Origin of the sequence: Janthinobacterium sp. ROICE36, assembly GCF_002869965.1 — a bacterium.
Classification (GTDB): Bacteria; Pseudomonadota; Gammaproteobacteria; order Burkholderiales; family Burkholderiaceae_D; genus Janthinobacterium.
The window spans coordinates 1-25,470 of record NZ_PEBS01000002.1 but is presented as its reverse complement, the minus strand read 5'-3'; the positions used below and the strand labels follow the sequence as shown (position 1 = coordinate 25,470).

At 63.1% G+C, this 25,470-nt stretch carries 20 protein-coding genes and 1 pseudogene; 11 read left to right on the top strand and 10 right to left on the bottom strand.

What is annotated here, in order from left to right; all coding sequences use genetic code 11:
• The first annotated feature begins 153 nt into the window (after positions 1 to 153).
• The 5 genes from urtA (at position 154) to urtE (ending at position 5,742) form a co-directional block, all read left to right on the top strand.
• Positions 154 to 1,407, top strand: coding sequence for an urea ABC transporter substrate-binding protein (gene urtA / locus CSZ94_RS01130; protein WP_102119805.1), 1,254 nt, complete (start codon positions 154 to 156; stop codon positions 1,405 to 1,407).
• Positions 1,408 to 1,515: 108 nt separating this feature from the next.
• Positions 1,516 to 3,102 carry an urea ABC transporter permease subunit UrtB gene (urtB, locus tag CSZ94_RS01125; protein WP_102119804.1) on the top strand — a complete coding sequence of 529 codons (1,587 nt, stop codon included), beginning with the start codon at positions 1,516 to 1,518 and terminating at the stop codon, positions 3,100 to 3,102.
• Positions 3,099 to 4,214: an urea ABC transporter permease subunit UrtC gene (gene urtC, locus CSZ94_RS01120; protein ID WP_180977312.1), complete on the top strand. Its 1,116-nt coding sequence runs from the start codon at positions 3,099 to 3,101 to the stop codon at positions 4,212 to 4,214. Before urtB ends, urtC begins: the two co-directional genes overlap by 4 nt.
• Positions 4,211 to 5,041: an urea ABC transporter ATP-binding protein UrtD gene (gene urtD, locus CSZ94_RS01115; RefSeq protein ID WP_102119803.1), complete on the top strand. Its 831-nt coding sequence runs from the start codon at positions 4,211 to 4,213 to the stop codon at positions 5,039 to 5,041. Before urtC ends, urtD begins: the two co-directional genes overlap by 4 nt.
• A gap of 2 nt (positions 5,042 to 5,043) precedes the next feature.
• Entirely contained in the window at positions 5,044 to 5,742 is a 699-nt protein-coding gene (gene urtE / locus CSZ94_RS01110) for an urea ABC transporter ATP-binding subunit UrtE (protein ID WP_102119802.1), read from the top strand.
• Between the two features lie 2 nt (positions 5,743 to 5,744).
• Here urtE and CSZ94_RS01105 read toward each other — a convergent pair whose 3' ends face one another.
• Positions 5,745 to 6,329 (bottom strand): chromate transporter, encoded by a 585-nt coding sequence (locus CSZ94_RS01105; RefSeq protein WP_102119801.1) that lies wholly within the window; start codon positions 6,327 to 6,329, stop codon positions 5,745 to 5,747.
• Positions 6,326 to 6,919: a chromate transporter gene (locus CSZ94_RS01100; RefSeq protein WP_102119800.1), complete on the bottom strand. Its 594-nt coding sequence runs from the start codon at positions 6,917 to 6,919 to the stop codon at positions 6,326 to 6,328. Before CSZ94_RS01100 ends, CSZ94_RS01105 begins: the two co-directional genes overlap by 4 nt.
• 220 nt (positions 6,920 to 7,139) lie before the next feature.
• Between CSZ94_RS01100 and CSZ94_RS01095 the strand changes: the two genes are divergently transcribed.
• Positions 7,140 to 7,361 (top strand): hypothetical protein, encoded by a 222-nt coding sequence (locus tag CSZ94_RS01095; protein ID WP_102119930.1) that lies wholly within the window; start codon positions 7,140 to 7,142, stop codon positions 7,359 to 7,361.
• A gap of 417 nt (positions 7,362 to 7,778) precedes the next feature.
• Here the strand turns inward: CSZ94_RS01095 and CSZ94_RS01090 are convergent, their stop codons facing one another.
• Both CSZ94_RS01090 and CSZ94_RS01085 read right to left on the bottom strand, forming a co-directional pair.
• Positions 7,779 to 8,378 (bottom strand): response regulator, encoded by a 600-nt coding sequence (locus CSZ94_RS01090; protein ID WP_258000711.1) that lies wholly within the window; start codon positions 8,376 to 8,378, stop codon positions 7,779 to 7,781.
• Between the two features lie 329 nt (positions 8,379 to 8,707).
• A complete protein-coding gene (locus tag CSZ94_RS01085) occupies positions 8,708 to 9,289 on the bottom strand; it encodes a phosphohydrolase (RefSeq protein ID WP_102119799.1) in 582 nt (193 codons plus the stop codon).
• A gap of 208 nt (positions 9,290 to 9,497) precedes the next feature.
• Here CSZ94_RS01085 and CSZ94_RS01080 point away from each other — a divergent pair, with 208 nt between their 5' ends.
• Together CSZ94_RS01080 and CSZ94_RS01075 are read left to right on the top strand one after the other, a co-directional pair.
• Positions 9,498 to 12,659 carry an NAD(P)-binding protein gene (locus CSZ94_RS01080; RefSeq protein ID WP_258000710.1) on the top strand — a complete coding sequence of 1,054 codons (3,162 nt, stop codon included), beginning with the start codon at positions 9,498 to 9,500 and terminating at the stop codon, positions 12,657 to 12,659.
• Positions 12,656 to 13,567 (top strand): alpha/beta hydrolase, encoded by a 912-nt coding sequence (locus CSZ94_RS01075; protein WP_102119797.1) that lies wholly within the window; start codon positions 12,656 to 12,658, stop codon positions 13,565 to 13,567. Before CSZ94_RS01080 ends, CSZ94_RS01075 begins: the two co-directional genes overlap by 4 nt.
• On the opposite strand, the gene CSZ94_RS01070 is transcribed toward CSZ94_RS01075, so the two are convergent.
• Complete coding sequence (locus tag CSZ94_RS01070) at positions 13,552 to 16,440, bottom strand: hybrid sensor histidine kinase/response regulator (RefSeq protein ID WP_258000709.1); 2,889 nt, start codon at positions 16,438 to 16,440, stop codon at positions 13,552 to 13,554. The genes CSZ94_RS01075 and CSZ94_RS01070 overlap by 16 nt on opposite strands.
• A 153-nt stretch (positions 16,441 to 16,593) precedes the next feature.
• On the opposite strand from CSZ94_RS01070, the gene CSZ94_RS01065 reads away from it, so the two are divergent.
• On the top strand, positions 16,594 to 17,223 hold the full coding sequence (locus CSZ94_RS01065; protein ID WP_102119927.1) for a LysE family translocator: 630 nt from the start codon (positions 16,594 to 16,596) through the stop codon (positions 17,221 to 17,223).
• Here CSZ94_RS01065 and CSZ94_RS01060 read toward each other — a convergent pair.
• From CSZ94_RS01060 to CSZ94_RS01055, 3 genes are all read right to left on the bottom strand, one after another.
• Complete coding sequence (locus CSZ94_RS01060; protein ID WP_258000708.1) at positions 17,186 to 17,926, bottom strand: YceI family protein; 741 nt, start codon at positions 17,924 to 17,926, stop codon at positions 17,186 to 17,188. The two genes, CSZ94_RS01065 and CSZ94_RS01060, sit on opposite strands and share 38 nt — an antisense overlap.
• Positions 17,927 to 18,109: 183 nt before the next feature.
• Positions 18,110 to 18,481 (bottom strand): hypothetical protein, encoded by a 372-nt coding sequence (locus CSZ94_RS27480; protein WP_146009705.1) that lies wholly within the window; start codon positions 18,479 to 18,481, stop codon positions 18,110 to 18,112.
• Entirely contained in the window at positions 18,453 to 21,146 is a 2,694-nt protein-coding gene (locus tag CSZ94_RS01055; RefSeq protein WP_102119796.1) for a M1 family metallopeptidase, read from the bottom strand. The genes CSZ94_RS27480 and CSZ94_RS01055 overlap by 29 nt, the downstream gene beginning before the upstream one ends.
• A 254-nt stretch (positions 21,147 to 21,400) precedes the next feature.
• Between CSZ94_RS01055 and CSZ94_RS01050 the strand changes: the two genes are divergently transcribed.
• A complete protein-coding gene (locus CSZ94_RS01050; protein WP_102119795.1) occupies positions 21,401 to 22,024 on the top strand; it encodes a glutathione S-transferase family protein in 624 nt (207 codons plus the stop codon).
• Positions 22,025 to 22,083: 59 nt separating this feature from the next.
• Here CSZ94_RS01050 and CSZ94_RS01045 read toward each other — a convergent pair whose 3' ends face one another.
• Both CSZ94_RS01045 and CSZ94_RS01040 read right to left on the bottom strand, forming a co-directional pair.
• Entirely contained in the window at positions 22,084 to 24,195 is a 2,112-nt protein-coding gene (locus CSZ94_RS01045) for a prolyl oligopeptidase family serine peptidase (protein ID WP_102119926.1), read from the bottom strand.
• A gap of 189 nt (positions 24,196 to 24,384) precedes the next feature.
• Positions 24,385 to 24,792: a RidA family protein gene (locus tag CSZ94_RS01040; protein WP_258000707.1), complete on the bottom strand. Its 408-nt coding sequence runs from the start codon at positions 24,790 to 24,792 to the stop codon at positions 24,385 to 24,387.
• A 133-nt stretch (positions 24,793 to 24,925) separates the two neighbouring features.
• Here CSZ94_RS01040 and CSZ94_RS01035 point away from each other — a divergent pair.
• Positions 24,926 to 25,309: pseudogene (locus CSZ94_RS01035) on the top strand (LysR family transcriptional regulator); the annotation flags it as partial.
• Between the last annotated feature and the right edge of the window lie 161 nt (positions 25,310 to 25,470).

The following is a 25,470-nucleotide window of genomic DNA, read 5'->3' as shown; positions in this document are numbered from 1 at the left end:
AGCAGGTGGCACGGCCGCACCAAAAGAGTGTGGCCACAGCGTCGCGCCCCGCCTCCCTGTCCTGTTGCGCATGCCATGCATGCTGGCATGCATTCTGCTTTAACAACAACGTATGCCCAGTCCGTCCCCCACGAACAATCCACAGGAGTCTCCATGTCACGACGCATCATCCTGAAAGCGGCCGCCGCCGGCGCACTGGCCCTGGCCACGTCCACCTATATGCAGGCAGCCTTGGCCGCCGATACCATCAAGGTGGGCATTTTGCACTCCCTGTCGGGCACCATGGCCATTTCCGAGACGTCGCTGAAAGACGTGGCCCTGATGACGATCGCTGAAATCAATGCCAAGGGTGGCGTGCTGGGCAAGAAGCTGGAAGCCGTGGTCGTCGACCCCGCATCGAACTGGCCTTTGTTCGCGGAAAAAGCGCGCCAGCTGGTGGCGCAGGATAAAGTGGCGGTGGTGTTCGGCTGCTGGACCTCCGTGTCCCGCAAGTCGGTCTTGCCGGTGTTCAAGGAACTCAACAGCCTGCTGTTTTACCCGGTGCAATACGAGGGCGAGGAGCTGGAAAAGAATGTGTTTTATACGGGCGCCGCGCCGAACCAGCAGGCGATCCCCGCCGTCGAATACCTGATGAGCAAGGATGGTGGCGGCGCCAAGCGTTTCGTGCTGCTGGGCACGGATTATGTGTATCCGCGCACCACCAACAAGATATTGCGCGCCTTCCTGAAAAGCAAAGGGGTCAAGGAGAGCGATATCAGCGAGGTCTACACGCCGTTCGGCCACGCCGACTATCAAACCATTGTGGCCAACATCAAGAAGTTTTCCGCGGGGGGCAAGACGGCCGTCATTTCCACCATCAATGGCGATTCCAACGTGCCGTTTTACAAGGAACTGGGCAATGCGGGCTTGAAAGCCACGGACGTGCCTGTCGTCGCGTTTTCCGTGGGCGAGGAAGAGTTGCGCGGCATCGATACCAAGCCCTTGCTCGGTCATCTGGCGGCATGGAATTATTTCGAATCCGTCAAGAATCCCGTCAACACGGCCTTCATCAAGCAGTGGAAAACGTATGCGGTGGCGCAAAAGTTGCCGAACGCCGCTTCCGTGGTGACGAACGACCCCATGGAAGCGACCTATGTGGGCATCCACCTGTGGGCGCAAGCGGTGGAAAAAGCCAAATCGACGGACACGGACAAGGTGATCGCCGCCATGGCCGGCCAGAGCATGAAAGCACCATCGGGCTTCACGCTGACCATGGACGCGACGAATCACCACTTGCACAAGCCTGTGATGATCGGCGAGATCAAGGCCGACGGGCAATTCAATGTCGTGTGGAAAACCAGGGAAGTAATACGCGCACAGCCGTGGAGTCCGTATATCAAGGGCAATGAGGGCAAGCAGAAGTTATAGGAGTTCGCACCCACCAGCAAATGCCGGGGTCGGACCCTGAGGGTCCGACCCCAGTCCTCGCCTTTGGGGTAAGCGTTCGCCCCGTGCAGTTTTTCCATGGAACTTACAATGAGGTTCATCCCCAAACTGCTGCTTCTCGTCTGCCTGTTGCTATCCCCGCTGGCGCAGGCTGCCATCCCTCCTGAGCTGCTGAAATCGCTGTCGGGCGAGGACCCTGAAGCCCGCGTCGCGGCCGTCGCGCAGATCGCCGCCCTGGCCACGCCCGAAGCCGCCCGCCTGCTGCAAGCCTTGCAGGAGGATGCTTTGTATGCCGCGCCCGACGGCAAGGTGTATGTGGTCGACGGCGAGCAGGCTTACGATCCGGCAAGCGGCAAGACTGCTCCGGTGCCCGACGGCATCGATGGCGTGATGGTCAACAACCGCTTGCGCGCGGCCGTGGCGGGCGCCTTGTCGGGCTTGCAGCTGCTGGCGCCGGAACGCAGCGCCCGGCTGGCGGCCGCGCAAGCCTTGCAAAAGGCTGTGGATGCCGCACAAATCCCACTGATCCGCACCGCCCTGGGGCGGGAAAGCGATGCCGAGATCCAGCAGATATTGCAAGTGCTGATCGCCAGCGCCAATTTGCACGCGCCCGATGCCGCCACGCGCAAGGCCGCCGTGCAGGCGTTGGCCGGCAGCAGCGATGCGCGCTTGCTGGCCGCGCTGCAAGCCATGCTGGAAAAGGAAGGCGAGCCCGACGAAGCCGTGCAACTGGCCGCCATCGAGACCATGCGCCAGATCAAGGCAAGAGTGGCGCGCATGGAATTGGCCGGCACTGTGTTCTACGGCATTTCGCTGGGCAGCGTGCTGCTGCTGGCCGCGCTGGGGCTGGCCATCACCTTCGGCTTGATGGGCATCATCAATATGGCACATGGCGAATTGCTGATGATAGGCGCTTACACGACCTATCTGTGCCAGTTGTTTTTCCGCACCTACCTGCCCGGCCTGCAGGATGCCTACCTGCTGGCCGCGCTGCCGGCCGCCTTTTTTGTTGCCGGCCTGGTGGGCGTGGTGCTGGAGCGCACGGTCATCCGCTGGCTGTATGGCCGGCCGCTGGAAACCCTGCTGGCCACCTGGGGCATCAGCCTGATCCTCATGCAGACGGTGCGCACGATCTTTGGCGCGCAAAACGTGGAAGTGGCCAATCCGGCCTGGATGTCGGGCGGCGTCACCGTGCTGGGCGGCCTCGTGCTGCCGTACAACCGGCTGGCCATCATCGTCTTCGCTGTCGTCGTGGTGGTGGCCGTGTGGTTGATTTTGAACAAGACGCGCCTGGGCCTGTTCGTGCGGGCCGTGACGCAAAACCGCCGCATGGCCGATTGCGTGGGCGTGGCCACGGGCAAGGTCGACATGCTGACTTTCGGCCTCGGTTCCGGCATCGCGGGGCTGGGCGGCGTGGCCCTGTCGCAACTGGGCAATGTGGGCCCGGACCTGGGCCAAAGCTATATCGTCGACTCCTTCATGGTGGTGGTGCTGGGCGGCGTGGGCCAGCTGGCCGGCACCGTGATCGCCGCGCTGGGCCTGGGCGAAGTGAACAAATTCCTCGAACCGGTGGCGGGCGCCGTGCTGGCGAAGATCGCCATCCTCGTGTTCATCATCATTTTTATCCAGCGCCGGCCGCAGGGCCTGTTTGCCATGAAGGGACGCAGCGTCGAATGATTACCTCACTCCGTGTCAACGAGGGCCTGTTTCCCCGGCCCGTCTGGCTGGCCATTGCCGCATGCACGGTGCTGGCGGCGCTGTTGCCGATTTTTAATCTGGCGTTTGCCGAAGGCCATGCGCTGCATGTGTCCGCCTACACGGTGGCGCTGGTGGGCAAGTTCATGTGCTACGCGCTGGCCGCACTGGCGCTGGACCTGGTCTGGGGCTACACGGGCATCTTATCTTTGGGACACGGCGTGTTCTTTGCCCTGGGCGCGTATGCGCACGGTATGTATCTGATGCGCGCCATTGGCGATCAGGGCCAGTATCACAGCAGCTTGCCCGACTTCATGGTCTTTCTCGACTGGAAAACCTACCCCTGGTACTGGGCCTTCACGCAACATTTCTGGTATTGCATGGCCCTCGTCGTGCTGGTGCCGGGCGTGCTGGCCTTCGTGTTTGGCTACTTTGCCTTTCGCTCGCGCATCAAGGGCGTGTATTTTTCCATCATCACGCAAGCGATGACGTATGCCTTCATGCTCTTGTTCTTCCGCAATGACACCGGCTTTGGCGGCAACAACGGTTTCACGGATTTCAAGACTATCCTCGGCCATAGCATCACGGCGCCCGCCACCCGGGCCGTGCTGTTCCTGCTGACCCTGGCCTTCCTGCTGGCCGCCTTGATCGGTGCGCGCGCCATCGTCCGCTCGAAATTGGGCAGAGTGCTGCAAGGCGTGCGCGACAGCGAGGCGCGGCTGATGTTTCTTGGCTACAACCCGTTGTGGTTCAAGCTCTTTGTGTGGACTTTGTCGGCCGTGCTGTGCGGCATCGCCGGCGCCCTGTACGTGCCGCAGGTGGGCATCATCAACCCGTCCGAAATGTCGCCGGCCAACTCCATCGAAATGGTGGTGTGGGTGGCCGTCGGCGGGCGCGGCACCTTGCTTGGCCCCATCCTGGGCGCCTTCACCGTCAACGGTCTGAAAAGCTGGTTCACGGCCGCCTTGCCGGAATTGTGGCTGTTCGCACTGGGCCTGCTGTTCATCGGCGTGACCCTGTTCATGCAGCAAGGCATGTTGGGCGTGCTGAACAAGTTCAAACGCAAGGCCAGCGTGGCAGAGGAGGCAGCATGAGTATCCGCATGTTGCCCGGCATGGCCAGCGCGGAAGCGGGCGCCAGCTATTCGCGCGTGAAAGGCGAGGGCGTCGATACCACGCATGGCGCCATTTTGTATCTGGAAGACATCAGCGTGTCGTTCGACGGCTTCAAGGCGATTAACAAGCTGAGCCTGGATATTTCCGTGGGCGAATTGCGCTGCATCATAGGCCCGAATGGGGCGGGCAAGACGACGATGATGGATGTCATCACGGGCAAGACGCGGCCCACGTCCGGCACGGCCTGGTTCGGCCAGAGCATGAATTTGGCCACCATGACGGAAGCGCAAATTGCCCACGCGGGCATCGGCCGCAAGTTCCAGCGCCCCACCGTGTTCGAGCAGCACACGGTGTTCGACAACCTGGAACTGGCGATGAAGATGGACAAGCGCGTGGCGCCCACCCTGTTTGCGCGCCTGACGTCGGAGCAGGAGGGCAAGATCGAAGCGATCTTGCGCTTGATCCGCCTCCATGGCCACGAGGGCCGGCCGGCCGGCTTGCTGTCGCATGGGCAAAAGCAGTGGCTGGAAATCGGCATGCTCTTGATGCAGGAGCCGCAGCTGATACTGCTCGATGAACCGGTGGCCGGCATGTCGGATGCGGAAACGGCGCGCACGGCGGAATTGCTCAATGAATTGCGCGGCAAGCATTCCATCATGGTGGTCGAGCACGACATGGGCTTCGTCACGGAAATTGCCCGGCAAGGCATCGTCACCGTGCTGCATGAAGGGGCCGTGCTGGCACAGGGGCGCATGGACGAAGTGCAAGCCGACGAGCGCGTGATCGAAGTCTATCTGGGAAGGTAAGCATGCTCGAAGTCCAACAATTGAATCAATACTATGGCTCCTCGCACACCTTGCGCGGCATCAACCTGTCGGCCCGTAAAGGCGAATGCCTGGCCTTGCTGGGGCGCAATGGCGTGGGCAAGACGACGCTCTTGAAATGCCTGATGGGTGTGCTGCCCGTGGCGCAGGGCCAGGTGGCGCTCGATGGCCGCGACATCACCAGGCTGGCGCCGCATGCGCGGGCAAAGCTGGGCATGGCGTATGTGCCACAGGGGCGCGACATCTTTGCGCGCCTGACGGTCGAGGAAAATTTGCTGATGGGCATGGCCGTCAAGACGGGCAGGCTAGCTTCGCGCATCGATCCCCACGTATATGAACTGTTTCCAGTGCTTAAGGAGATGCTGCAGCGGCGTGGCGGCGATTTGTCCGGCGGGCAACAACAGCAACTGGCCATCGCGCGCGCCTTGCTGGCCGAGCCGCGGCTGATCATTTTCGATGAGCCGACGGAGGGCATCCAGCCCTCCGTCATCAAGGATATCGGCCGTGTCATTGCCTTATTGAAACAGCGGGGCGACATGGCCATCGTGCTGTGCGAACAGTATTTCGACTTTGCCCGTGAACTGGCCGACGAATTCATCGTGCTGTCACGCGGCAGTGTCGTCGCCAGCGGCAAGGCGGAACAGATGGATGGCGACGAGGTGAAGCGCCACCTGGCCGTGTAGGCTTACACGAGCTGGAACCAGCCCAGCACGGCGCCAGCCGCGAGCAGCCACAATAAATGGATCTTCGTGCGCCAGATGATCAGGCCGGCCACGATGGACAAGCTCCACAGGGGCCAGTCCGTGAGGATATCGTGATTGGCGCCGCCCAGTATCATGCCGGTGGAAATCAGCAGGGCGACGACGATGGGCGCCATGCCTTGCTTGAAGGCGCGCACGGGGCGCAGGTCGCGGTTGCGGTAGCCCCATTGGGCTGCCACGTAGGTGAGAGTGGTGCTGGGCAGCATGATGCCCACCATGGTCACCAGCACGCCCAGGTACGCGGCCGTGTAGCTGCCCGCATTCATGCCCACGTTCCAGCCCATCAGGGCGACGAACAGCACGTTGGGGCCGGGCGCGGCTTGCGCGATGGCAATCGATTCATTGAATTGCGCCTGTGTCAGCCAGCCGTGCTGCTCGACCAGGAAGCGGTGCATTTCAGCGGTGGTGGAAATGGCGCCGCCGATCGACATCAGCGACAGCATCAGGTAGTGGCTGAACAGGTTCAGCCAGTCGCCCGCGCTCAACACCAGTTGCAAAGGCGGTGTCATGAGGACAGTTTTCGGTAGGTCAGCAGGCAGGCTATGCCACCCAGGCCCAGCAGGATGTATAGCAGGGGCCAGCGCAAGATCGCCACCATCAGCACGCCCAGCACGGTGATGGACAAGGTCAGCCACAGGGGCAGCGGATGCTTGCCCAGCGCGGCTGCCAGTTTCACGCCCGTGGCGGCGATCATGCCGGCCGAGACGGCCGCCATGCCGCGCAGGGCGCCCGCCATGTGCGGGTTGTCGCCAAAGCGCGTGTACAGCACGCCCAGCAGCAGCACGATGACGAGGGGCACGGCCAGCATGCCGGCCAGCGCCGTCAGCGCGCCGCGCAGGCCGAAATAGCGCCCGCCCACCATCAGCGACAGGTTGACGACATTTGGCCCTGGCATGATTTGCGCCACGGCCCAGTCTTCCAGGAATTCCTCTTGCGTCAGCCAGCGCTTGCGTTCGACCATTTCGCTCTGTACCACGGCCAGCACGCCGCCGAATCCCTGCAGGGCCAGCCAGGTAAACGAGAAGAACAGGTCGGCCAGCGAAGCCGGTTGCGGGCGGGGCAGGTCGGGCGTGAGGGCAGAAAGGGAGGATGAGGGCATGGCTGATTATCGCCGTGGCCGATTGCGCTTGTCCATCGCTTTCGGCTCCAGTTGTGCCTGCAAGAAAAAATCCGTGGCTCATGTTTCCCTGCCATTGACATCGAGAGTTTATCGGCAATACTTTATCGGCAACACGACCGCTGTTCCTGTCCGCGCTGGCGCGGTACGCACCGGTATGCCGTCTCCGCCCCTCCTTCCCCCTTCGCAGGAGTTGTTCATCATGCCTAATTCCACAGAAACGCTGCATATGCCCGTCAAAACCGTGATGCCGCATGCCCGGCTCGATCAAAAGATGTGCGATATCGTCAACCTGGGCATCGCCGTGCAGGCTGCCTTCAGTACCTTGTGCGCACTGGAATACCTGAAGTCATACAATGTTGCCCCCGAATTGATCGAGCGCGTGCTGCTGCACCCGGAGCAGCGCCGCCAGACCGTGCATTGAGAATCCGCACGGCAACTGTGTTGCCGGCAGCGACAGTGCTGTGTTGTCGGTTTGATCATTACGGCTCAGTTATGCACAAATAATGGCTTAGCGAAACTGACGAAATAATTTTCTCGTGACGATCTGTGAATTTCTAAGTGCTTGATTTTAATGGGATTTATTTTTGCTGTTTGATTGAGCAGTTTATTGAAAGCCGCACGGGCTGTGGCTTTGATGCCTGTCAATAGGCGCTTATCCACAAAGATATCCACAGTCCGTGTGGATATCTGAAAAAGCGCTTAACAATCCGCCACTTAGATAATGACGCCGGATCGGCGCAGCCAATGCAGCGGCGCGGCAGGCCAAAATGGTGGCTTGCACAAGCCTGTATGCCTATCCAGTGCTCTTGTTTTTGTGACTAAAAGTAGCGGTGGTGGTTCAAGGCGTGCCGTCGGCCGGTGCCGTTGGCGCGTCCCCGCAGTGGGCCAGGGCGGCGGCGAGCTCGGCGACTTGCTGCTGTGCTTCGCGCAAGGTGGCGTAGGTGCGCAGCGAGGCGATCACGGTGGTAAACAACTTGCGCGTGGTGAGGTCGGTCTTGCACCAGAAATCGTTGATGTCGTAGTCGATGATGATGCGGTGTTCCAGCGCCTGGCCAGGCTGGCCCGTGCGCAGGATGATGCGCACGGCGCTGTTGTGCAGGTCTTCGCGGATCTGGCGCGCCACTTGCAATCCGGCATCCTGGGTTTCCATGATGACATCGAGCAGCACCACGGCGATATCGGGTGTGCCGCGCAGCAAGCTGAGTGCCTCGGCGCCCGAATAGGCGTGCAGAAAGCTCAGCCTGCGGCCCTGGAAACTGGCCTGGCTGAGGGCGAACTTGGTCACCACGTGCACATCGACATCATCATCGACAATCAGCACGCGCCATGGCGCCGCGTTGGCGGGCTCTGCCGCCGCGTCTGCCTGCCCGAGTGGCGCATCGACCAGCCAGTCGGGTTCATCCGCCCCCTTGGCGCCGCTATCGCTATCCATATTCATGCATTTATCCACCGTTGATCGTGCTCGCTCACTCCACACTATGCCAGTCTGCGGGCTTTGTCAAAACAATGCTGTTCAGGCAAGACGGCCTGGAGCAGGATTGCTTATGCACAGCAAACTATATTTTCATGGTGGTCGAGTAATTTTGGGCTAGCCCAAACGCATGATTCTAAGTCATTGATTTCATTGGGGTAAAAAAATGCCTGTGAAATCAGCAAATTGTTGAAACCCGCATCAATACTGGTGTTGCGGCTTGTCAAGAGGGGCTTATCAACAACTTTATCCACAGTTGCTGTGGATATCTAAAAAAGTCGTGCAAAAACCGGGGCTTAGCGCCCGTTCGTGCGGCCGGGGAAGGGGCTGGACGCCGCAAGCCCAAGTCCGCCCAGCTGGGCAAACGCATGCAGGAAGCACTGCTTGGCTTCGGCCGGACCCATGGCTTCGATTATGCCGGGCAAGGGGGCGATGCCGTCAAGGTAAGCCCAGCGCTCGGCCGAGTGGGGCATCAGGTCGCGCTTTTCCGTGGCCAGTGCGATCAGGTCGGCCCGCTTGATGGGCGCGTAATCGGAAAAATCCAGGTCATAGGTGCTGGCGATGATGGCGCTGACCTTGTCTTCCAGCACGGCAAATTCCGGCAACAGCACTTTCAAGGGCTTCACCATATCGCCCAGGTAGGCTTCTGCCGCGTCATGCAACAGGGCGGCCAGGCGCAAATGGGGCGGCACCAGACCGGCGACGATCAGGCTGTGCTGGGCGACTGAGTAAAACACTTGCGTCTGTCCATTGAAGCGGCACTGGTAAGCGAGGCCGTGGGCGATATCCTCGATGACTACCTTGTCGATATGCGGGCGCAAGGGATAAAAACGGTTGCCGGAATAAGTGGAAACGTAGTCGGTGGTAATCATTGCCATGGCTGGGAGCTGGGAACGGTCAGGATGTTTCATCCTACACCCGATGGCAGGGACTTGCCCCGGCTGCCGTGCGCAGGAAGTTTCCTGCAGGAATGGAGCCTAAGCCATGCATCTTGGCAAATCCTTTCATTTATTTCATATCATTCATTGTTCTTTCTCAATACACTGTAGCAATCTTGTTTGTCTGAAACTTCACAGGGGCAGGGCAATGACGGCGATACCTTCGGCAAGACCTGCGTATATCTATCAGGGCGGTTCGGTGATGATGCACTCGCCGCTGCAATTGAAACAGTCGGAAATGTACGGCTATTTCGTCAGGGGCGACCTGGCCAAGTTGCAAGCGACCGTGAATACCACCTTGAACCAGGTGGCGGGCCGCACGATGACCCTGAAAGCCCTGTCGCCGTATGTGATGCTGACGTTTACGCGCGTCAATCATGCGGATTCAAGCAACCCCGTCGACCAGGCCAAGGGCTGGATCACGGAAGTCGACATCGTCACCTGGATCATGGTCGGCGAGATGGATGCGTCGGGCAAGCTCGCGCATATCTATTGGTACCCCTGCCATATTTTCGTCGATGACGCCATGGCCCTGATTAACGGACGCGAGCTGTTCGGCTATCCGAAATACCTGTGCGACTACGACATGCCCGCCGCCGGCAACGAGCCGCTGCGCTGTTCCGTCGCCGCCAAGGGTTTCCAGCATTTTTCGCCGGAAACCAAACTGGCGCTGCACCCGCTGCTGGAAGTCAATGCCACCGTGCAGACGGGGCAGCACAAACCCGTCAACAGTTTCCTGGAACTGATCGAGCAAGCTTTCACGATTTTCCTCTCCATTCCCGACTTCTTTGACATGGATCACGCCGGCTGGGCCGATATTTTGTCGCTGCTGCGCAAGCCGCGCATCGACCAGATCTTCCTCAAGCAATTCCCCGACAGCGCGGGCGTGAAAGCCGTGTACCAGGCCTTGGTGGCCGCGCCGGCCGAAATCAAGCGCTTGCACAGCGCGCGCCTGCTGGGCTATGAATACGAATGCACCTTGCACGCCTTCGACAGCTTTCCGCTGGACCAGACACTGGGCTTGCGCCTGGGACCGCAGGCGGCGATATTGCCGTTCAATGTGAATTTTGACTTCACGGCCATGCCGGGCGAGGAACTGGTCGACAACTCGCAAATCGCGCCGGAAAAGATCGCCATCCTGGGCGGCGGCGTGGCGGCCATGACGGCCGCGTACTATTTGACAAACCAGCCGGGCTGGCAAAACCGGCACGCCATCACCGTCTACCAGTTGGGTTGGCGCCTGGGCGGCAAGGGCGCCAGCGGGCGCAACGCGCAAGTGGGCCAGCGCATCGAGGAACACGGCTTGCACATCTGGTTCGGCTTCTATGCGAACGCCTTCAAAATGATCAAGGAAGCCTACGCCAGCCTGGAGCGTCCGCCCGGCGCCCCGCTGGCCACCTGGCGCGACGCTTTCAAGCAGCACGATTACGTGGCCCTGTCGGAAGACGTCAAGGGGCAGTGGCGTAACTGGTCCATCGTCTTCCCCACCTTGCCGGGCGAGCCGGGCGAGGGCGGCGAAGACATCACCCTGTGGCAGATGGCCATCGCCATGGTGGGCTGGATCGAACAATGGATACGCCAGATACGCCAGGTGGCCGATACCGACGCGCGCATCGTGCGCGCCAGCGCGCAGATTGGTGACGGCGAAGGCGAAGGCGAGGGCGTGTGGCCGGGCTGGCTGCGTCGCCTGGCCGACGAAGTGGTGGGGCAGGCCGATGAACTGGGACTGGACGTGGGCCTGTCCGTGGGCGCGCTGGTGGCGCTGGTGGCCGATTTGGCGCCCGACTCCACGCGCCACGACCAGGCGCGCCACCAGCTGTTGGCCAGCACCCTGAACGGCATCCGTGCCTGGCTGCGCCTGCGCTACCGCTCCCTGATCGATGGCGACGATGCATTGCGCCGCCTGTTCACCTGCCTGGACCTGGGCATCACGGTGATGAAAGGCATGTTCGAGGATGGCGTGTTCAAGCACGGCTTTGACGTCATCAACGACATCGATTTCCGCGCCTGGCTGAAAAAACATGGCGGCGACGAGCAGTTCAGCGTCAATTCGGCGCCCGTGCGGGGCTTTTACGACCTGGTGTTCGCCTACGAGGGCGGCGATTTCGCCAAGCCGAACATCGAGGCGGGCACCTTGTTGCGGGCGATGGCGCGCATCGGCCTGGCCTACAAGGGCGGCATCATGTTCAAGATGCAGGCCGGCATGGGCGACACCATCTTCACGCCGATGTACGAAGTGCTGAAAAAAAGAGGCGTGGAATTCAAATTCTTCCAGCGCGTGGAAGAGCTGGTGCCGGGCGCGGGCGACATCGACAGCATCCGCATCACGCAGCAGGTGCAATTGAAGGACCCGGCCGCCGGCTACGCGCCGCTGGTGGATGTCAAGGGCCTGGCATGCTGGCCCAGCGCGCCCGACTATGCGCAGATCGAGCCGGCCCAGGCGGCGCTGCTGCAAGCGCAGGAAGTCAAGCTGGAATCGTACTGGAGCGACTGGCCGCAGCAGTATCAGCAGGCGTTCGGCCGCCAGTTGCCCGCCACGGTATTGAAGAAGGGCGTCGATTTCGACAAGGTGGTGTTCGGCATTTCCATCGGCTCGTTGCCCGCCCTGTGCCCTCAACTACTGGCGCAAAGCCCGGCCCTGCAACTGGCGGCCGAGAAGGTGAAAACCGTGGCCACGCAGGCTTACCAGGTGTGGTTGAACAAAAGCCTGGCGCAGATGGGCTGGACCACTCAGCCGAAAGGGCAACAGCCCGTGCTATCGGCCTTCACGGAGCCGTACGACACGTGGGCGCCGATGGACCAGTTGTTGGCGCACGAGGATTGGCCGGCGGGACTGGAGCCGAAAAACGTCTCGTATTTTTGCAGCGCCTTCCCCATCGACAGCTACCCGCCCGTCACCGACACGGGCTTTCCCGCCCGCTGCGCAGCCAAGGCGAAACAGGGCGCGCTGCACCAGTTGGAGCGCGAGATCGGCGCGCTGTGGCCCGAGGCAGGCGCGCCGGGCGCATTTCCGTGGCAATGGCTGGTCGACGCGAAGGCTGGCACGGGGCCGGCGCGCTTCAACAGCCAGTACTGGCGCGCCAACGTCGACCCGTCCGAACGCTACGTGATGTCCGTGGTGGGCAGCACGCAGTACCGGCTGGCCACCGACCAGTCAGGCTTTTCCAACCTGTTCCTCACGGGCGACTGGATCAGGACGGGCCTCAACGCGGGCTGCGTGGAAGCGGCCGTGATGGCGGGCATGCAGACTGCGCGCGCCATGACCGGTTATCCGGCCGTGATTCAGGGCGAGACGGATTTCCAGGCATGAAGCGCTTGATGCGCTTGTGCCTTGTCCTTGTCCACCTGCACGCGGGCGCGGCGCCGGCCGGCGCGCTTGTGCTGTGGCCGGGCGCGCCGCCCGGTGGCGCGGCGCCCGGGCCGCAGCGCGACAGCGCCAAGGGTTCCATCACGCAGGTCGATCAGCCTTACCTGCTCGTGCACCGCCCGGTGCAGCCGAACGGTACGGCCATCGTGCTGGTCAGCGGCGGCGGCTATGCGCATATCGAGGCGGGCAGGGAAAGCGGCCCGGCCGCCGACTGGCTGCAGGCGCAGGGCATCACGGCGTTTGAACTCGTGTATCGCCTGCCGCAGGAGGGCGGCGGGGTGGCCGCGCCCTTCCAGGATGGCCAGCGCGCCATGCGCGTGGTCCGTGCGCGGGCGGCCGAATGGCGCATCGATCCGGCGCGCATCGGCATCCTGGGCTTTTCCGCCGGCGCGCACCTGGCCGGCATGACGGCCGTGCAAGCGGATGGTTTCCGCTACACGCCCGTCGACGCGATCGATGGCGTATCCGCGCGGCCCGACTTTGCCGTGCTGCTGTACCCCGTGCTGACCATGCAGCGGCCATTCGACACGACGCATGCGAAGAAGCAGTTGCTGGGGAGCCACCCCACGCCGGCGGCGCGCGACGCGCTGTCGGTGGAACTGCACGTCGATGCACGCACGCCGCCCACGTTCATCGCGCAGGCGCAGGACGACACGATTGCGCCGCCCGAGAACAGTCTATTGATGGCAGCGGCCTTGCGCCGCGCGGGCGTGCCCGTCGAGCTGCACCAGTTCCAGCACGGCGGCCATGGCTGGGGCCTGGGCAAGCCGGGCAGCGAGCCGGCCGCCTGGCCGCAACTGTTGCTGGCGTGGCTGCGATCGCACGGCTGGATGGCTCAAGCTCCGGGTTGATCTTCGAGGTCGCGCCGCGCCACGTCCAGCGCTGCCTGCAGCTGCGGCAGGAATGGCTCCACAGTATCGAGCTGGCCGTTCGAGGCCAGGGTTTCCATCTGGTGGCACAGGCCGTGCAGGGTGGGGCGGCTCAGGTAGCCGGCGCTGCCTTTCAATGCGTGGAAGGCGGCAGCGGCCGCGCTGGCGTTGCCATCGCGCACGGCGTGGCACGCCAGGTCCAGGCGCCGCGGCGCTTCCATCAGGAACGCTTGCGCGATGCGCTGCAAGTGCTGCGGCGACAGGCCTGCCAGCGGCAGGATGTGCACGGGCGCCGTCATGGGATCGGCCGATGCCGGTGACTCGTCGGCGTCATCCAGGCCGAACTGGCGCGCCAGGGTATCGTCTGCGGTGGGCATGGCCGGCGGTAGTGCCAGGCCGCGCGCCAGCAGCAGGTCGATGATGGTGTCGATTTTTTCAAATAGCAGCGCTTCGTCGACGGGCTTGCTGAGGAAGTCGTCCATGCCGGCGGCCAGGTAGCGTTGTCGATCATGTTCGCTGGCGTTGGCTGTCAGCGCGAGGATGGGGATGTGCGCGTCGGGAATGGGAAACTGCGCGTTGCCCCCATCGCGGATCAGGCGCGCGGCCTGTTCGCCATCCATCAGCGGCATGCGGCCATCCATCAGCACGCAGTCGTAGGCGCCCGTGCCCAGCGCGTGCAGCGCCTGCTCGCCGTTTTCCACGATGCCCACGGCATGTCCCATGCCTTCCAGCAGGGTGCCGATGATGATCTGGTTGGTGCGCACGTCTTCGGCGCACAGGATGCGCAGGCGGCAGGCATGGCGCGCCTGGCGTTCCGGCCGGCGCGCGTCGGCCGCCGGCGCGCTGCCGTCTTGCAGCGGCAAGGTGAAATGAAAGCGCGAGCCGATGCCGACCCGGCTTTCCACGCCGATCGTGCCTTGCATCAGTTCGACCAGTTCCTTGCAGATGGCCAGGCCCAGGCCCGTGCCGCCGTAGCGGCGCGTGGTGGAATGGTCGGCCTGCTCGAATTTCTGGAACAAACGCGGCAAGGTGTCCGCGTCGATACCGGGGCCCGTATCGCTGATGATGAAGTCGATCTCGCTGCGGCCATCGCCGCGCGGCGGCGTGCGGGCGCGCCGCACTTCCAGCTGCACTTCGCCGTTCGCCGTGAATTTCAAGGCGTTCCCCAGCAGGTTGATGAGGATTTGCCGCAGTCGCGTGGGATCGGCGCGCACGTAGCGCGGCAAGTCCAGCGCCAGTTCGCGGCGCAGCAGCAGGCTCTTGGCGTCGGCCTGGCCCTGCACGATGCCGGCCGCGTCGCCGATCAGCGCCAGCAGGTCGAAGTCCACGGTTTCCAGGGTCAGCTTGCCCGCGTCGATCTTCGAGAAATCGAGGATATCATTAAGGATGGTCAATAGCGACACGCCATTATGCAGGCCGATGCGCAGGTATTCCTGCGTGCGGCCTTTGACGGACTGGTCGCGCAGGGCGAATTTCAGCATGCCGATCACGCCGGCCAGCGGCGTGCGGATGTCGTGGCTCATGGCCGACAGGAAGTCGATGCGGTGGCGGCTGACCACTTCCGCGTGTTCCTTGGCCTTCAGCAGGGCGTCGTTGCTGAGGGTCAGCGCCAAGGTGCGTTCCTGCACGCGCTGTTCCAGGTTGTTGCGCAGCAGTCGGATCTGATCGGCCAGGGCAAACGCCAGCAGCAAGCCGTCGAGCGTGCCACCGAGCAGGGTCACCAGCTGGGCGTTGGCCACCATGGCCGGCATCAGGCCCAGGTTGGCCGGCAGGATCAGAAAACCGGGCAGCATCAGGGCGACGAAGGCCAGCACGAAGAAGCGCGCCGGCTGGTAGCCGCGACACCACACGACGATGCCGCAAATGAGCGCCAGCAGCATCCAGATGCTGATGGCGATGGTGGCCAGGGTGTGCGCATACGACAGGGCGAAGAAGCAGCTGGGCAAGAGCAGCAGGGGCAGCACCAGGTTGATCTTGCTGATGCGGTACAGCAGGGGCGAGTAGTCGCGCAGGCGCAAAAAATGCATGTAGAACAGGGTGCTGAAGACGGGCAGCAGGAAAAACGGCAGGTAATGCAGCTGCAACTGGTGCCAGTCGAACAGGTCGGCAAAGACGTGGAAGGTCATGGCCCAGGCCAGGCCGTACGTCAGCACGTACAGCGCGTAATAGGCCGAGGCTTTTTCCAGGGTGATGGAAAAGATGAAGAAATTGAACAGGCCCAGCGCCAGCAGGGCGCCGATGGACGCGACTATCAGGAAGTTTTCCTTGCCCACCAGCTTGCGGTAGTCCTGTTGCGTCCTCACGCCGAACAGGGGCGCGCGCGCATAGTAGGGGCTGGAAAAGCGGATCAGGATGTCATACGTGGCGCCCGGTGCCAGTTGCACGTTCCTGCCGTAGTGCAGCAAATATGCGTGCGGGCGCTGGTAGCCCGTCAGCAAGGTCTGCGGCGCCGCGTGCGGCCCGGGGCCATACACGTGCAGGTCGACCAGGTCGATCAGGGTGTCGTTCGGGTCGATGACCCAGGCCGCCACGTTGCTGTCGTTGCGTACCTGCGCATGCAGCCAGTAGGCGCCGCCAAACAGGTCGACCTGTTTGGCCGGGCGCTGGCGCGCCAGCCAGGCGGGCAGGGCGGTGGCATCGGCAGGCACGGTTTCATTTCCGGCGAAAAACAGTTGCCCGCCGCTACCCAGGTGAGCGATGCCTTGCTTGCCCAGGGGTAATGGCGCTGCCTGCGCCGCGCCCGCCAAGCCTAGCAAGCCGAACAGCAGGCCGAACACAAGCAGCCAGCCGCCTAGCCAGGCGCTGACGCGGGAGCAGGAAGCGCAGTAGCGGGATGGGGGCGGGTGGGCTGTCATCGATGAGTGTGGTGATGGTCGCGCGGGCACTGGCGGCAACGCCGTTTGTTGTTGAGTACTCATTTTAATCGACTCTCGGTTGCACACGGGCACTCCTGTCCTGCCGGCATGGTCACGCTCCGGTATCATGGCGCCTTTGCCCGCGAGATATTCATGCTCAGTCCCGACCAGTTGCTGGCCTTCTTGGCCGCTGCCGTTTTGATCACCGCCAGTCCCGGCCCCGACAACCTGATGGTGCTGGGCATGGGCATGTCGCGCGGGCGCCGCCAGGGCATGGCGTTCGGCCTGGGCTGCGCCCTTGGCTGCCTCACGCACACGGTGCTGGCGACTATCGGCGTGTCGGCCTTGCTGGCCGCCTCGCCCACCGCATTTAGCGCGCTGAAAGTGGCTGGCGGCCTGTACCTGGTGTGGCTGGGCATCGGCGCCTTGCGCAGCCGTGGCGGCGCCAGGGTCGATGGCGCGGCGGCCCTGCCCGACGAGTCGCTGCTGCGCCTGTTCGGCAAGGGTTTGTTTGCCAACAGTATCAATCCGAAAGTCGTGCTGTTTTTCCTCTCGTTTCTGCCGCAGTTCATCGTCGCGGGGCAGGGCAATGCCAGCTGGCAGACGGCGCAGCTGGGCCTGGTCTTCACGGCGCAGGCGTGCGTGCTGTTTGGCTTGCTCGGCTATTTTTCCGGCGCCGTCGGCCTGTGGCTCAACCGCCGCCCGCGCGCCGGCCTGTGGCTGGACCGCGTAGCCGGCAGCATCTTTATCGGCCTGGGTTTGCGCCTGATCCTGGCGCGCTGACCTCTTGCCGGGCGGCAATGCGGAACGCCAGTTCCATCTGGTCTTGCACGGCCATGGCGCCGCCCAGGACGGCGAACGGCACGATGCCGAAGTCGCTCTGTTTTAACAGCAGGCTGCCGCTGGCCTGCAGGCCGCGCCCTTCGGCCGCTTGCTCGATCCGCACCGGCAGTTGCAGCGTGCGCGTCACGCCATGCAGGGTGATGTCGGCCTCGAGCACTTCCTTGTCGCCCGTGCGCCGGGCGTCGATGCTCACCCACGGATAGCGTTCCGCCTCGAGCACGCGCACCAGCATGTTGTGGCGCGTGCCGGCGATGGCATCGGCCGACGGCGTCGTCGTCAGGCCGGCCGCCTGGCGCAAGCTTTCCTCATCCACACTCATCTCATCGAGCCGGAACTGAAATTGCGCGCGCCCCAGTGCCGGCGCGACCACGCCCTGTAGGGTGCGGCTGGCGATCACGTGGTCATGCCCCAGGCGGGCCAGCGCGCCGCCGCGCCGCACGGTGATGGTCAGCAGGGATTCCTGCGGCGCGATGTGCAAGACCCGCACGCCCGGCTGTTGCCAGGCGGGCGCGGGCATGATGGCGGGGGCGACCGGCGCAGGGGGCGGCGCCGGAGGCAGGGGCGTGCAGGAGGCCAGCACGGCGCAGGCAAGCAGAAAAGTGGTGCGGATGTTCGAGGGCCTGCGGCGGTTCTGGCTGAGCATGGGCAAAAGGGGCAAGGGCGATGGGAGAATAGTACGCGATCCGCGCCGCAGCGCGTGAGCAATGTTAGAGCCAGGTCATATGGCGGTCATATGAGGCTGTTATGATGCTTTCGTTGGCCACAGCATGCATTGCGCAGATCACTACGCTCCGGGAGCGCTAGGATGCAGGCATGACTCAACAGCTTAGCCGGTGAGCTCAACCATCGGCACCAGACAGGCTGGCGCAGCGTGAAATTGCTGCGATGGCAAGGCATGCAGGGTAAAAGCGGGAAAAGAAATGGGATTTAATGAAGTCCTAAGCCTGTCCGAGGGAAGGACTGGCATAGTGGCTACATGGCGCACGGAAACCCCGGGCGCAAGGTTGCCGGACACCTCAATGACCGGCACGATTTCCACTTCTTCATGTGTTTCCCGTTTTATCCCTGCGCTCTGAAACAGCGTTTCAACCGGCTGCCGCGACTTGCGAAGCCGGTTTTTTTTGCCTGCGTTTTCAGCAGTTCCCGGCGTGAGACGCCGGGAATGCCACTTAGCCCGCCTGCTGCGCCAGCCATGCATCGACGGCTGGCAGCCGTTCTGCACGCAACTTGATGCGGTACTTGATGCCGGCCACGGAACTGTCGGCGTCGCCGCGCGCGCTGGCCGGCAGGTTGGCCTGCGCGTACGCTTCCAGCTTGGCGATCATCGCCGGCTGTGCCGAGCCGGCCGCCAGGCGCGGGAAGTAGCGGCTGCGCGAACTGGCGTCGATGCGCGCATTGACTTGCTCCAGATGGGCCAGCGCGAAGTCGAAGGCCAGTTCCGGATGCGCGCGCGATACGCGCGAGATCATGGCCGGGCTATTGGTCACGCCCGGTTCCTCCGTCAGCGCCAACGCCAGCGCCCGCTGCGCCAGGGCCGTATCGTCGGTTGAGGCCAGCAAGTCATACAGTTGGTTCTTGATGAGCGGTGTCTTTTCCTGCTGCGCCTTGGCGTGCAATTGTTCCCAGGTGGCGCTGTCGGCATGCTGCGCCACCACGCCCAGGATGGTGCGGCGCAGCGGCGCAGGCATGGCGCTGGGATCCTGTTCGCTGGCCGCGTAGCGTCGGCGCGCTTCCGCGATCACGCCAGGCTCGCCCATGTCGCCGAGGATGGCGATCAGCCGGCCGCGCAGGGTCGCCACGCTCGATGCTTCGCCCGAGCGCGCTTCCCAGCCCGTCTGCGCCATCATCGGCGCCAGGCGCGCCATGGCGTAGCGGCCGAAAGCCTGCTGGCGCACAGAATCTCCCGCGTACTGTTCATACAGGTCGTTCAGCGAAGCGGCCACCTTGCCCAGCACTTGCGGATCTGCCGACAGCGGCGTCGCTTTCACCAGTTCCAGGAAGTCGGCCAGATTTTGCGCGCCCGACAGGCCCAGCGACTGGCTGTCCGCCAGCAAGCCCAGTTGGTCGATCGGCGCCAGGCGTGCGAAGCTGCGCGCCAGCGCGCGCGTGTTGGCGGGCGCGTACACGGTTCGGTAATAGCCGCTCTGGCCCGCGTTCACCAGCAGGGCGCCACAACCGGGCACGTTCAATGTCGCCTTGCCATTCTTGACCAGCACGCGCGCCTGCTTGTGGCTGCCGACCGTCGAGGCGATCACCGGCACTTTCCACGACAGCGGTTTCTTGTCCGGCTGGTCCTTGGAAAATTCCGTCTGCGTCAGGGTCACGCGGGTGCTGCCCTGCCTGCACACGGCTTGGCCCACCGTGATCATCGGCACGCCCGGCTGCAGGGTGAAATCATGGGCGATGGCGCTGACAGGCTTGCCGGCGGCCGCATCGACTTCGCGCCACAGGTCGTCCGACACCGTATTGCCATACGCATGCTTGCGCATGTAGCTGCGCACGGCCGTGCGCCACGTGTCGGCGCCCACGTACGCTTCGAGCATGCGGATCACCGCTTCGCCCTTTTGATAGGTGATGCCGTCGAAGGCCTGGCTGGCTTGCTCCACGGTGGCGATGCGCTGCACCACGGGATGCGTGGTGCGCAGCGCATCCTGGCTCATCGCCGATTCGCGCCCGCCCACGTTGGACAGGGCCGTGTTCCACTCCGGGTGCAGACGCTCCGTGGTGCGGCTTTCCATCCACGACGCAAAACCTTCGTTGAGCCACAGGTCGTCCCACCAGCGCATGGTGACCAGGTCGCCGAACCACTGGTGCGCTATTTCATGCGACAGCGTGGTGTAGATGTTTTCCTTGTCGGTCTGGGTCGAGATGCTCGGGTCGAGCAGCAGGCCGTATTCGAAGGTGAAGACGGCGCCCCAGTTTTCCATGGCGCCGAAGAACTGGCTGCGGCCCGGCGCGGCGATGTTGTCGAGCTTTGGCAGCGGGTAGCGCACACCGAAATAATCGTTGTATTCGCGCAGCAGGGCGCTTGACTCGTCGAGCGCGAAGCGGCTTTGCGCCAGCGCGCCTTTCTTCGTGATGACGCCCACTTCCGTGCCGTCGACCATCTCCGTGGCGCGCTCGAAGTCGCCCAGGCCGAAGAACAGCAGATACGTCGACATGCGCGGCGTGGTGGCGAAGTACACGTGCTTCATGCCATTGCCCAGCTCTTCACTGCTGGCGATCGGCATGTTACCGACGGCCATCTGGTGGCTCGGTACGACCACGTCCAGCGCGAAGGTGGCCTTGTAGTCCGGTTCATCCCACGACGGCAGCATGCTGCGCGCATCCGAATTTTCGAATTGCGTGTACAGCGCGCGCTGGCGCCCTTGCGGCGTGTCGTAGTCGAGCGAGAACAGGCCCGTCGCCTGCGTGCCGATCTTGCCGCTGTAGTCAATGCGCAACAGGTACTCGCCCTTGGCCACGGGCTCGGCAAAATGCACGGTGGCCGTCTGCTTGTCCGCATCGAAATCGATCTTGCGCGTCACCTGCTTGCTACCGCCCTTGCCTTCGATGGCGGCGGCGGCAAACGCCAGATTCAGGGCATTAAAGGTGATGCTGGCCGTTGGCGTGTCGATGGCCACCTTGATGGCGGCTTCGCCCTTGAAGGTGGAGGCCGCGGCGTCCGGCGTGATCGACACAATATAATGCAAAGGCGTGACGCCGCGCGGCAGCTGCGTGGTGGTGCCGGTAGCATGGCTGGTCAAGGTATATTTGACGGCGGGGGCGGCGTGGCCCGTGTTGAAAGCGGTGGCGGCGGTCAGTGCCAGGACGGCGGCGGCCAGTTGGCTGCGGCGGAAACGCGGAGTCGGTGTGCGATGCATGGTATGCCCTTGGTTCTTGGATAAAACGCCCGCCAGCCGGATAGGCTGCGGGCGTTGATGACGTGTGCGGGACATCGCTGGAACTGAAAGCCAGCGTTCCCGTACAGCAATCTAAGGTGAAACGGGGGCAAAGTCAACGCGCCAGGAGCAGCGCACGCCTGCCGCGCGCTGGTATGATGGGTGCCTGACTGCATTGCCACAGGCTGGTGCCACAGTTGATTGGCCAACACCATAACGAGACGAGACCCACGCACATGAAACTGTTCATCAGCCCCCGCACGCCCAACCCGCGCCGCGTTACCATGTTCATCGCCGAGAAGGGCATCACCGGCATCGAGGAAGTGGCACTCGACCTGATGGCGGGCCAGCACCGCGATCCCGCCTTCCTGGCGAAAAACCCGCTGGGCCGCGTGCCCGTGCTGGAACTGGCGGACGGGCGCGTGCTGACCGAGACGCGCGCCATCTGCACCTACCTGGAAGGCTTGCAGCCGCAGCCTAAGCTGATGGGCGAAGGTTTCGAGGAGCGCGCCTTCATTGAAATGGCCGACCGCCGCGTGGAACTGCATCTGTTCAGTGCCGTCGCCAACTGGGTGCGCCATGGCCATCCGGCCCTGGTGGCGCTGGAAAACCCGCAGTTTCCCGACTTCGCCACGGCGCAGGCGGGCAAGCTGCGCGAAACGGCGCAATGGCTGGACCAGGTGCTGGCGCAGCAGCCGTATATCGCCGGCGAGCGCTTCACCATTGCCGACATCACGGCCTTCTGCGCGCTGGAATTCGCGCGCGGCCTGATGAAGTACCGGCCGGGCGCGGAAGGCTTGTCGAACCTGCAGGCCTACCGCGACCGCATCGCCGAGCGCCCCAGCGCGCAGGCGAAGTAAGGGCTGCCGCAGCCGGGTAGATCGGATTGGCGGAACGCGTAATCCGACCTACCACCACCTTACTTCAGCTGCTCCAGCAGGAAGGTGTAGGTCAGCGCCCACATCAGCGCCTGCTGGTCGTTGTTGGCGGCGCCCGCATGGCCGCCTTCCGTGTTTTCCCAGTACAGCACGTCGTGGCCTTGCTCTTCCATCTTCGCCACCATCTTGCGCGCATGGCCAGGGTGGACTCGGTCGTCGCGCGTCGAGGTGGTAAACAGCACGCGCGGATATTTTTTATCCTTGAAGACGTTCTGGTACGGCGAGTATCTGCTGATGTAAGCCCATTGTTCCGGCACGTCCGGGTCGCCGTATTCTCCCATCCACGAGGCGCCCGCCAGCAGCTTGTTATAGCGGCGCATGTCGAGCAGCGGCACCTGGCTGACGACGGCGTTGAACAGGTCGGGACGTTGCACCAGCATGGCGCCCGTCAGTAGGCCGCCATTGCTGCCGCCCATGATGCCCAGGTGGCGCGGACTGGTGACCTTGCGCTTGATCAAATCCTGCGCTACCGAGATGAAATCGTCATACGCGCGCTGGCGGTTTTCCTTCAGCGCCGCCTGGTGCCAGCGGGGGCCGAATTCGCCGCCGCCGCGGATATTCGCCAGTACATACACGCCGCCCTTTTCCAGCCACGCCACGCCGGTGGTGCCGCTGTAGCTTGGTTTCAGCGACACTTCGAAGCCGCCGTAGCCATACAGCACGGTGGGGTTGCGGCCGTCGAACTTCGTCTTCTTGCCCATGATGGCGAAATACGGCACCTTGGTGCCATCCTTCGACGTCGATTCGAACTGCTCCACTTTGTACGGTGTCGCGTCGAAATAGGCCGGCAGCGACTTGATTTTTGTCCGCTTGTCGCTTTGCGCCGTGGCCAGGTACAGGGTGGTCGGGTTGAGGAAGTCTGTCACCGTCAGGAAGTACTGATCCGTGTCGACGGGATCGAGCGCGCTGACGGCCAGGGTGCCCAGTTTGGGCGCATCGACGGCGCGGCGTTGCCACTTGCCGTTCACGTGGCGCAGTTCCGTCAGGCGGTTCTTCACCTTGTCCAGGGTCGTCACGAGGATGGCCGACTTCGTTGGCGTGACATTGTCCAGCGACGACGTGGCCGTGGGCGCATACAGCACTTCCAGCGCCTGCTTGCCTTGCATGAAGTCCTTGAAATCGGTCGCCAGCAAGGAGCCTTGCAGGTAGGTCTTGCCGTTGACTTTCCAGTCCGAGCGCAAGGTGATGATCAATTGACCGCGCACGGTAAACACGGTGGCATCGTCCGGTTTTGGCACTTTGGTCAGGCTCGCGCCGTCGCGCAAAAAGGTTTCGCCGCTGTAGAAATCGATCTGCCGCTCGATGAACTGGTGTTCGTGGCCGGGCGTGAAGTCCTTGTAGGCGCCGGCGCTCAGGTCGTCGGTCTTGGCTTCATACAGCGTGTGCGCCTGCGCCAGCGGCGTGCCGCGCTGCCATTCCTTGATGATGCGCGGGTAGCCGGAACTGGTCATCGTGCCGGGGCCGAAATCGGTGGAGACGAACAGCGTGTCCTGGTCGATCCAGCTGGCGCTGCCCTTCGCTTCCGGCAGGGTGAAGCCGCCGTCGACAAAGGCGCGTTTCGCCACGTCGTATTCGCGCACCACCTTCGCGTCGCCGCCGCCACGCGACAGGGAAATGAGGCAGCGTTCGCCTTTCGGATACAGGCAGGAGGCGCCGCCCCAGACCCAGTTTTCATGCTCGCCGGCGGCCAGCTGGTCGAGGTCGATCACGGTTTCCCAGGTTGGTTCGGCCAGCTGGTACTGCGCCAGGGTGGTGCGGCGCCAGATGCCGCGCACATGCTGAGCGTCGCGCCAGAAATTGTAATAAAACTCGCCTTCCTTGCTGACGTAGGGAATGCGTTCCTTCGAATTGAGGATGGTTTTCAGGCGCGCCTGCAGGGCAGGGAAGTCGGGCCGGGCTTCCAATTCTTTGGTGGTGACGGCATTGTGCTGTTTGACCCAAGCCAGCGGCTTGTCGCCGAGGACTTCTTCCAGCCACTGGTGAGGGTCAGCCGGAGAGTCGGACGCGGCGGGCGTAGGTGCTTGAGCATGGGCGAGGCCCGCGCCGGCCAGGCCGAGCAACAGGCCGCCGGCGAAGGTGCGATAAAAAGACATGGACGGTTCCTTGATGGTTTCGTTTGCGCCGTGTTGCAGGAAAAACGGCGCATTCATGTTGCCATGGATTGCTGTGGGGAACCAGTGTCTCTTGGATATCAGTAAAGTGATGGCATGTTTTTCCTGTAATATTTGCCGTGACTGCAACAGACCGTATATTCTGCGGCGCTGGCGCTGCCCGGATGCGTCTTAGTCCGGCAGCTTGGCCACCACCTTGATTTCAAACTGGAAACCGTACAGCCACGTCACCCCCACGGCCGTGACGGTGGGATGGGGTGCCACGCCCCAGTACTGCGCCTGCACCATATCCCAGATGCGTTGGAATGTTGCTTCCGGCTCGACCAGGAAGATGGTCACGTCGAGCACATCGTCGAAGGTGCAATGGGCAGCCTGAAGGATGGCGTTGAGGTTGTCGAAGGCCAGCCTGACTTGCGCTTCCAGTTCCGGTTCTGGGGAGCCGTCCGCGCGGCTGCCCACCTGGCCGGAGACAAACAGCAAACCGTTGGCCCGCACGGCCGGCGAATAGCGATTTTTTTCATACAGCGCCTGGCGTCCGGGTGGGAAGACGACGTCGCGGGTGGTGATTGCATTACGCATGGCATGGCTCCTTGGATGTTGCCGCCGAACGGCGGCCTGGGCAGAACTTTAGCCAGGGCCGGCGCGCAGATAAAGGGGCAGGCTCCCCCAAGACTGTTTGTATAATCCAAACAATCGGGATGCGGAGGTGGCGATGGACAAGTTGGATACGATGCGGGCATTCGTGCGGGTGGTCGAGACAGGCAGTTTTACCAAGGCGGCCCATACCTTGCACATGAGCCGTACGAGCGTAACGCAGCTGGTGCAGCAGCTGGAAGCGCGTTTGCGCCTGAAGCTGCTTAACCGTACGACGCGCAAAGTCAACGTCACGGCCGATGGCGCCGAGTATTACGAACGCATCGTGCCCGTGCTGGCCAGCCTGGACGAGATTGAAACGGGCTTGCCCGGCGCTGCGGCGCTGCCGCGTGGCCAGTTGCGGGTAGATGTGCCCAGTCCGCTCGCCAGCATGCTGCTGGTACCGGCGCTGCCGCAATTTTACGCGCGCTATCCGGACATCCAGCTCGATATGGGCGCTAGTGTACTGCTTGCGAAATGGTTGCACTATTTAAAGACTGCGCTATCATCTACATATTGAGTTTGAGATGAGGTGAGCAATGCTGACTGCGGCGCCGATTATATTGAGCGAGGAAGACCGTGCCGAACTGGAACGAAGGGTCCGGTCGCAAACCATCGATACAC

Bases quoted from the DNA above. Each gene is read 5' to 3' on its own strand.
- urtA (WP_102119805.1), top strand. From the start codon at position 154: ATGTCACGACGCATCATCCTGAAAGCGGCCGCCGCCGGCGCACTGGCC.
- CSZ94_RS01090 (WP_258000711.1), bottom strand. From the start codon at position 8,378: ATGAATATGGATAGCGATAGCGGCGCCAAGGGGGCGGATGAACCCGAC.
- CSZ94_RS01075 (WP_102119797.1), top strand. From the start codon at position 12,656: ATGAAGCGCTTGATGCGCTTGTGCCTTGTCCTTGTCCACCTGCACGCG.
- CSZ94_RS01085 (WP_102119799.1), bottom strand. From the start codon at position 9,289: ATGGCAATGATTACCACCGACTACGTTTCCACTTATTCCGGCAACCGT.
- urtB (WP_102119804.1), top strand. From the start codon at position 1,516: ATGAGGTTCATCCCCAAACTGCTGCTTCTCGTCTGCCTGTTGCTATCC.
- CSZ94_RS01050 (WP_102119795.1), top strand. From the start codon at position 21,401: ATGAAACTGTTCATCAGCCCCCGCACGCCCAACCCGCGCCGCGTTACC.
- CSZ94_RS27480 (WP_146009705.1), bottom strand. From the start codon at position 18,481: ATGCATGGCTGGCGCAGCAGGCGGGCTAAGTGGCATTCCCGGCGTCTC.
- urtD (WP_102119803.1), top strand. From the start codon at position 4,211: ATGAGTATCCGCATGTTGCCCGGCATGGCCAGCGCGGAAGCGGGCGCC.
- CSZ94_RS01065 (WP_102119927.1), top strand. From the start codon at position 16,594: ATGCTCAGTCCCGACCAGTTGCTGGCCTTCTTGGCCGCTGCCGTTTTG.
- CSZ94_RS01040 (WP_258000707.1), bottom strand. From the start codon at position 24,792: ATGCGTAATGCAATCACCACCCGCGACGTCGTCTTCCCACCCGGACGC.
- CSZ94_RS01045 (WP_102119926.1), bottom strand. From the start codon at position 24,195: ATGTCTTTTTATCGCACCTTCGCCGGCGGCCTGTTGCTCGGCCTGGCC.
- CSZ94_RS01060 (WP_258000708.1), bottom strand. From the start codon at position 17,926: ATGCTCAGCCAGAACCGCCGCAGGCCCTCGAACATCCGCACCACTTTT.
- CSZ94_RS01100 (WP_102119800.1), bottom strand. From the start codon at position 6,919: ATGCCCTCATCCTCCCTTTCTGCCCTCACGCCCGACCTGCCCCGCCCG.
- urtC (WP_180977312.1), top strand. From the start codon at position 3,099: ATGATTACCTCACTCCGTGTCAACGAGGGCCTGTTTCCCCGGCCCGTC.
- CSZ94_RS01070 (WP_258000709.1), bottom strand. From the start codon at position 16,440: ATGACAGCCCACCCGCCCCCATCCCGCTACTGCGCTTCCTGCTCCCGC.
- CSZ94_RS01080 (WP_258000710.1), top strand. From the start codon at position 9,498: ATGACGGCGATACCTTCGGCAAGACCTGCGTATATCTATCAGGGCGGT.
- CSZ94_RS01105 (WP_102119801.1), bottom strand. From the start codon at position 6,329: ATGACACCGCCTTTGCAACTGGTGTTGAGCGCGGGCGACTGGCTGAAC.
- CSZ94_RS01055 (WP_102119796.1), bottom strand. From the start codon at position 21,146: ATGCATCGCACACCGACTCCGCGTTTCCGCCGCAGCCAACTGGCCGCC.
- CSZ94_RS01095 (WP_102119930.1), top strand. From the start codon at position 7,140: ATGCCTAATTCCACAGAAACGCTGCATATGCCCGTCAAAACCGTGATG.
- urtE (WP_102119802.1), top strand. From the start codon at position 5,044: ATGCTCGAAGTCCAACAATTGAATCAATACTATGGCTCCTCGCACACC.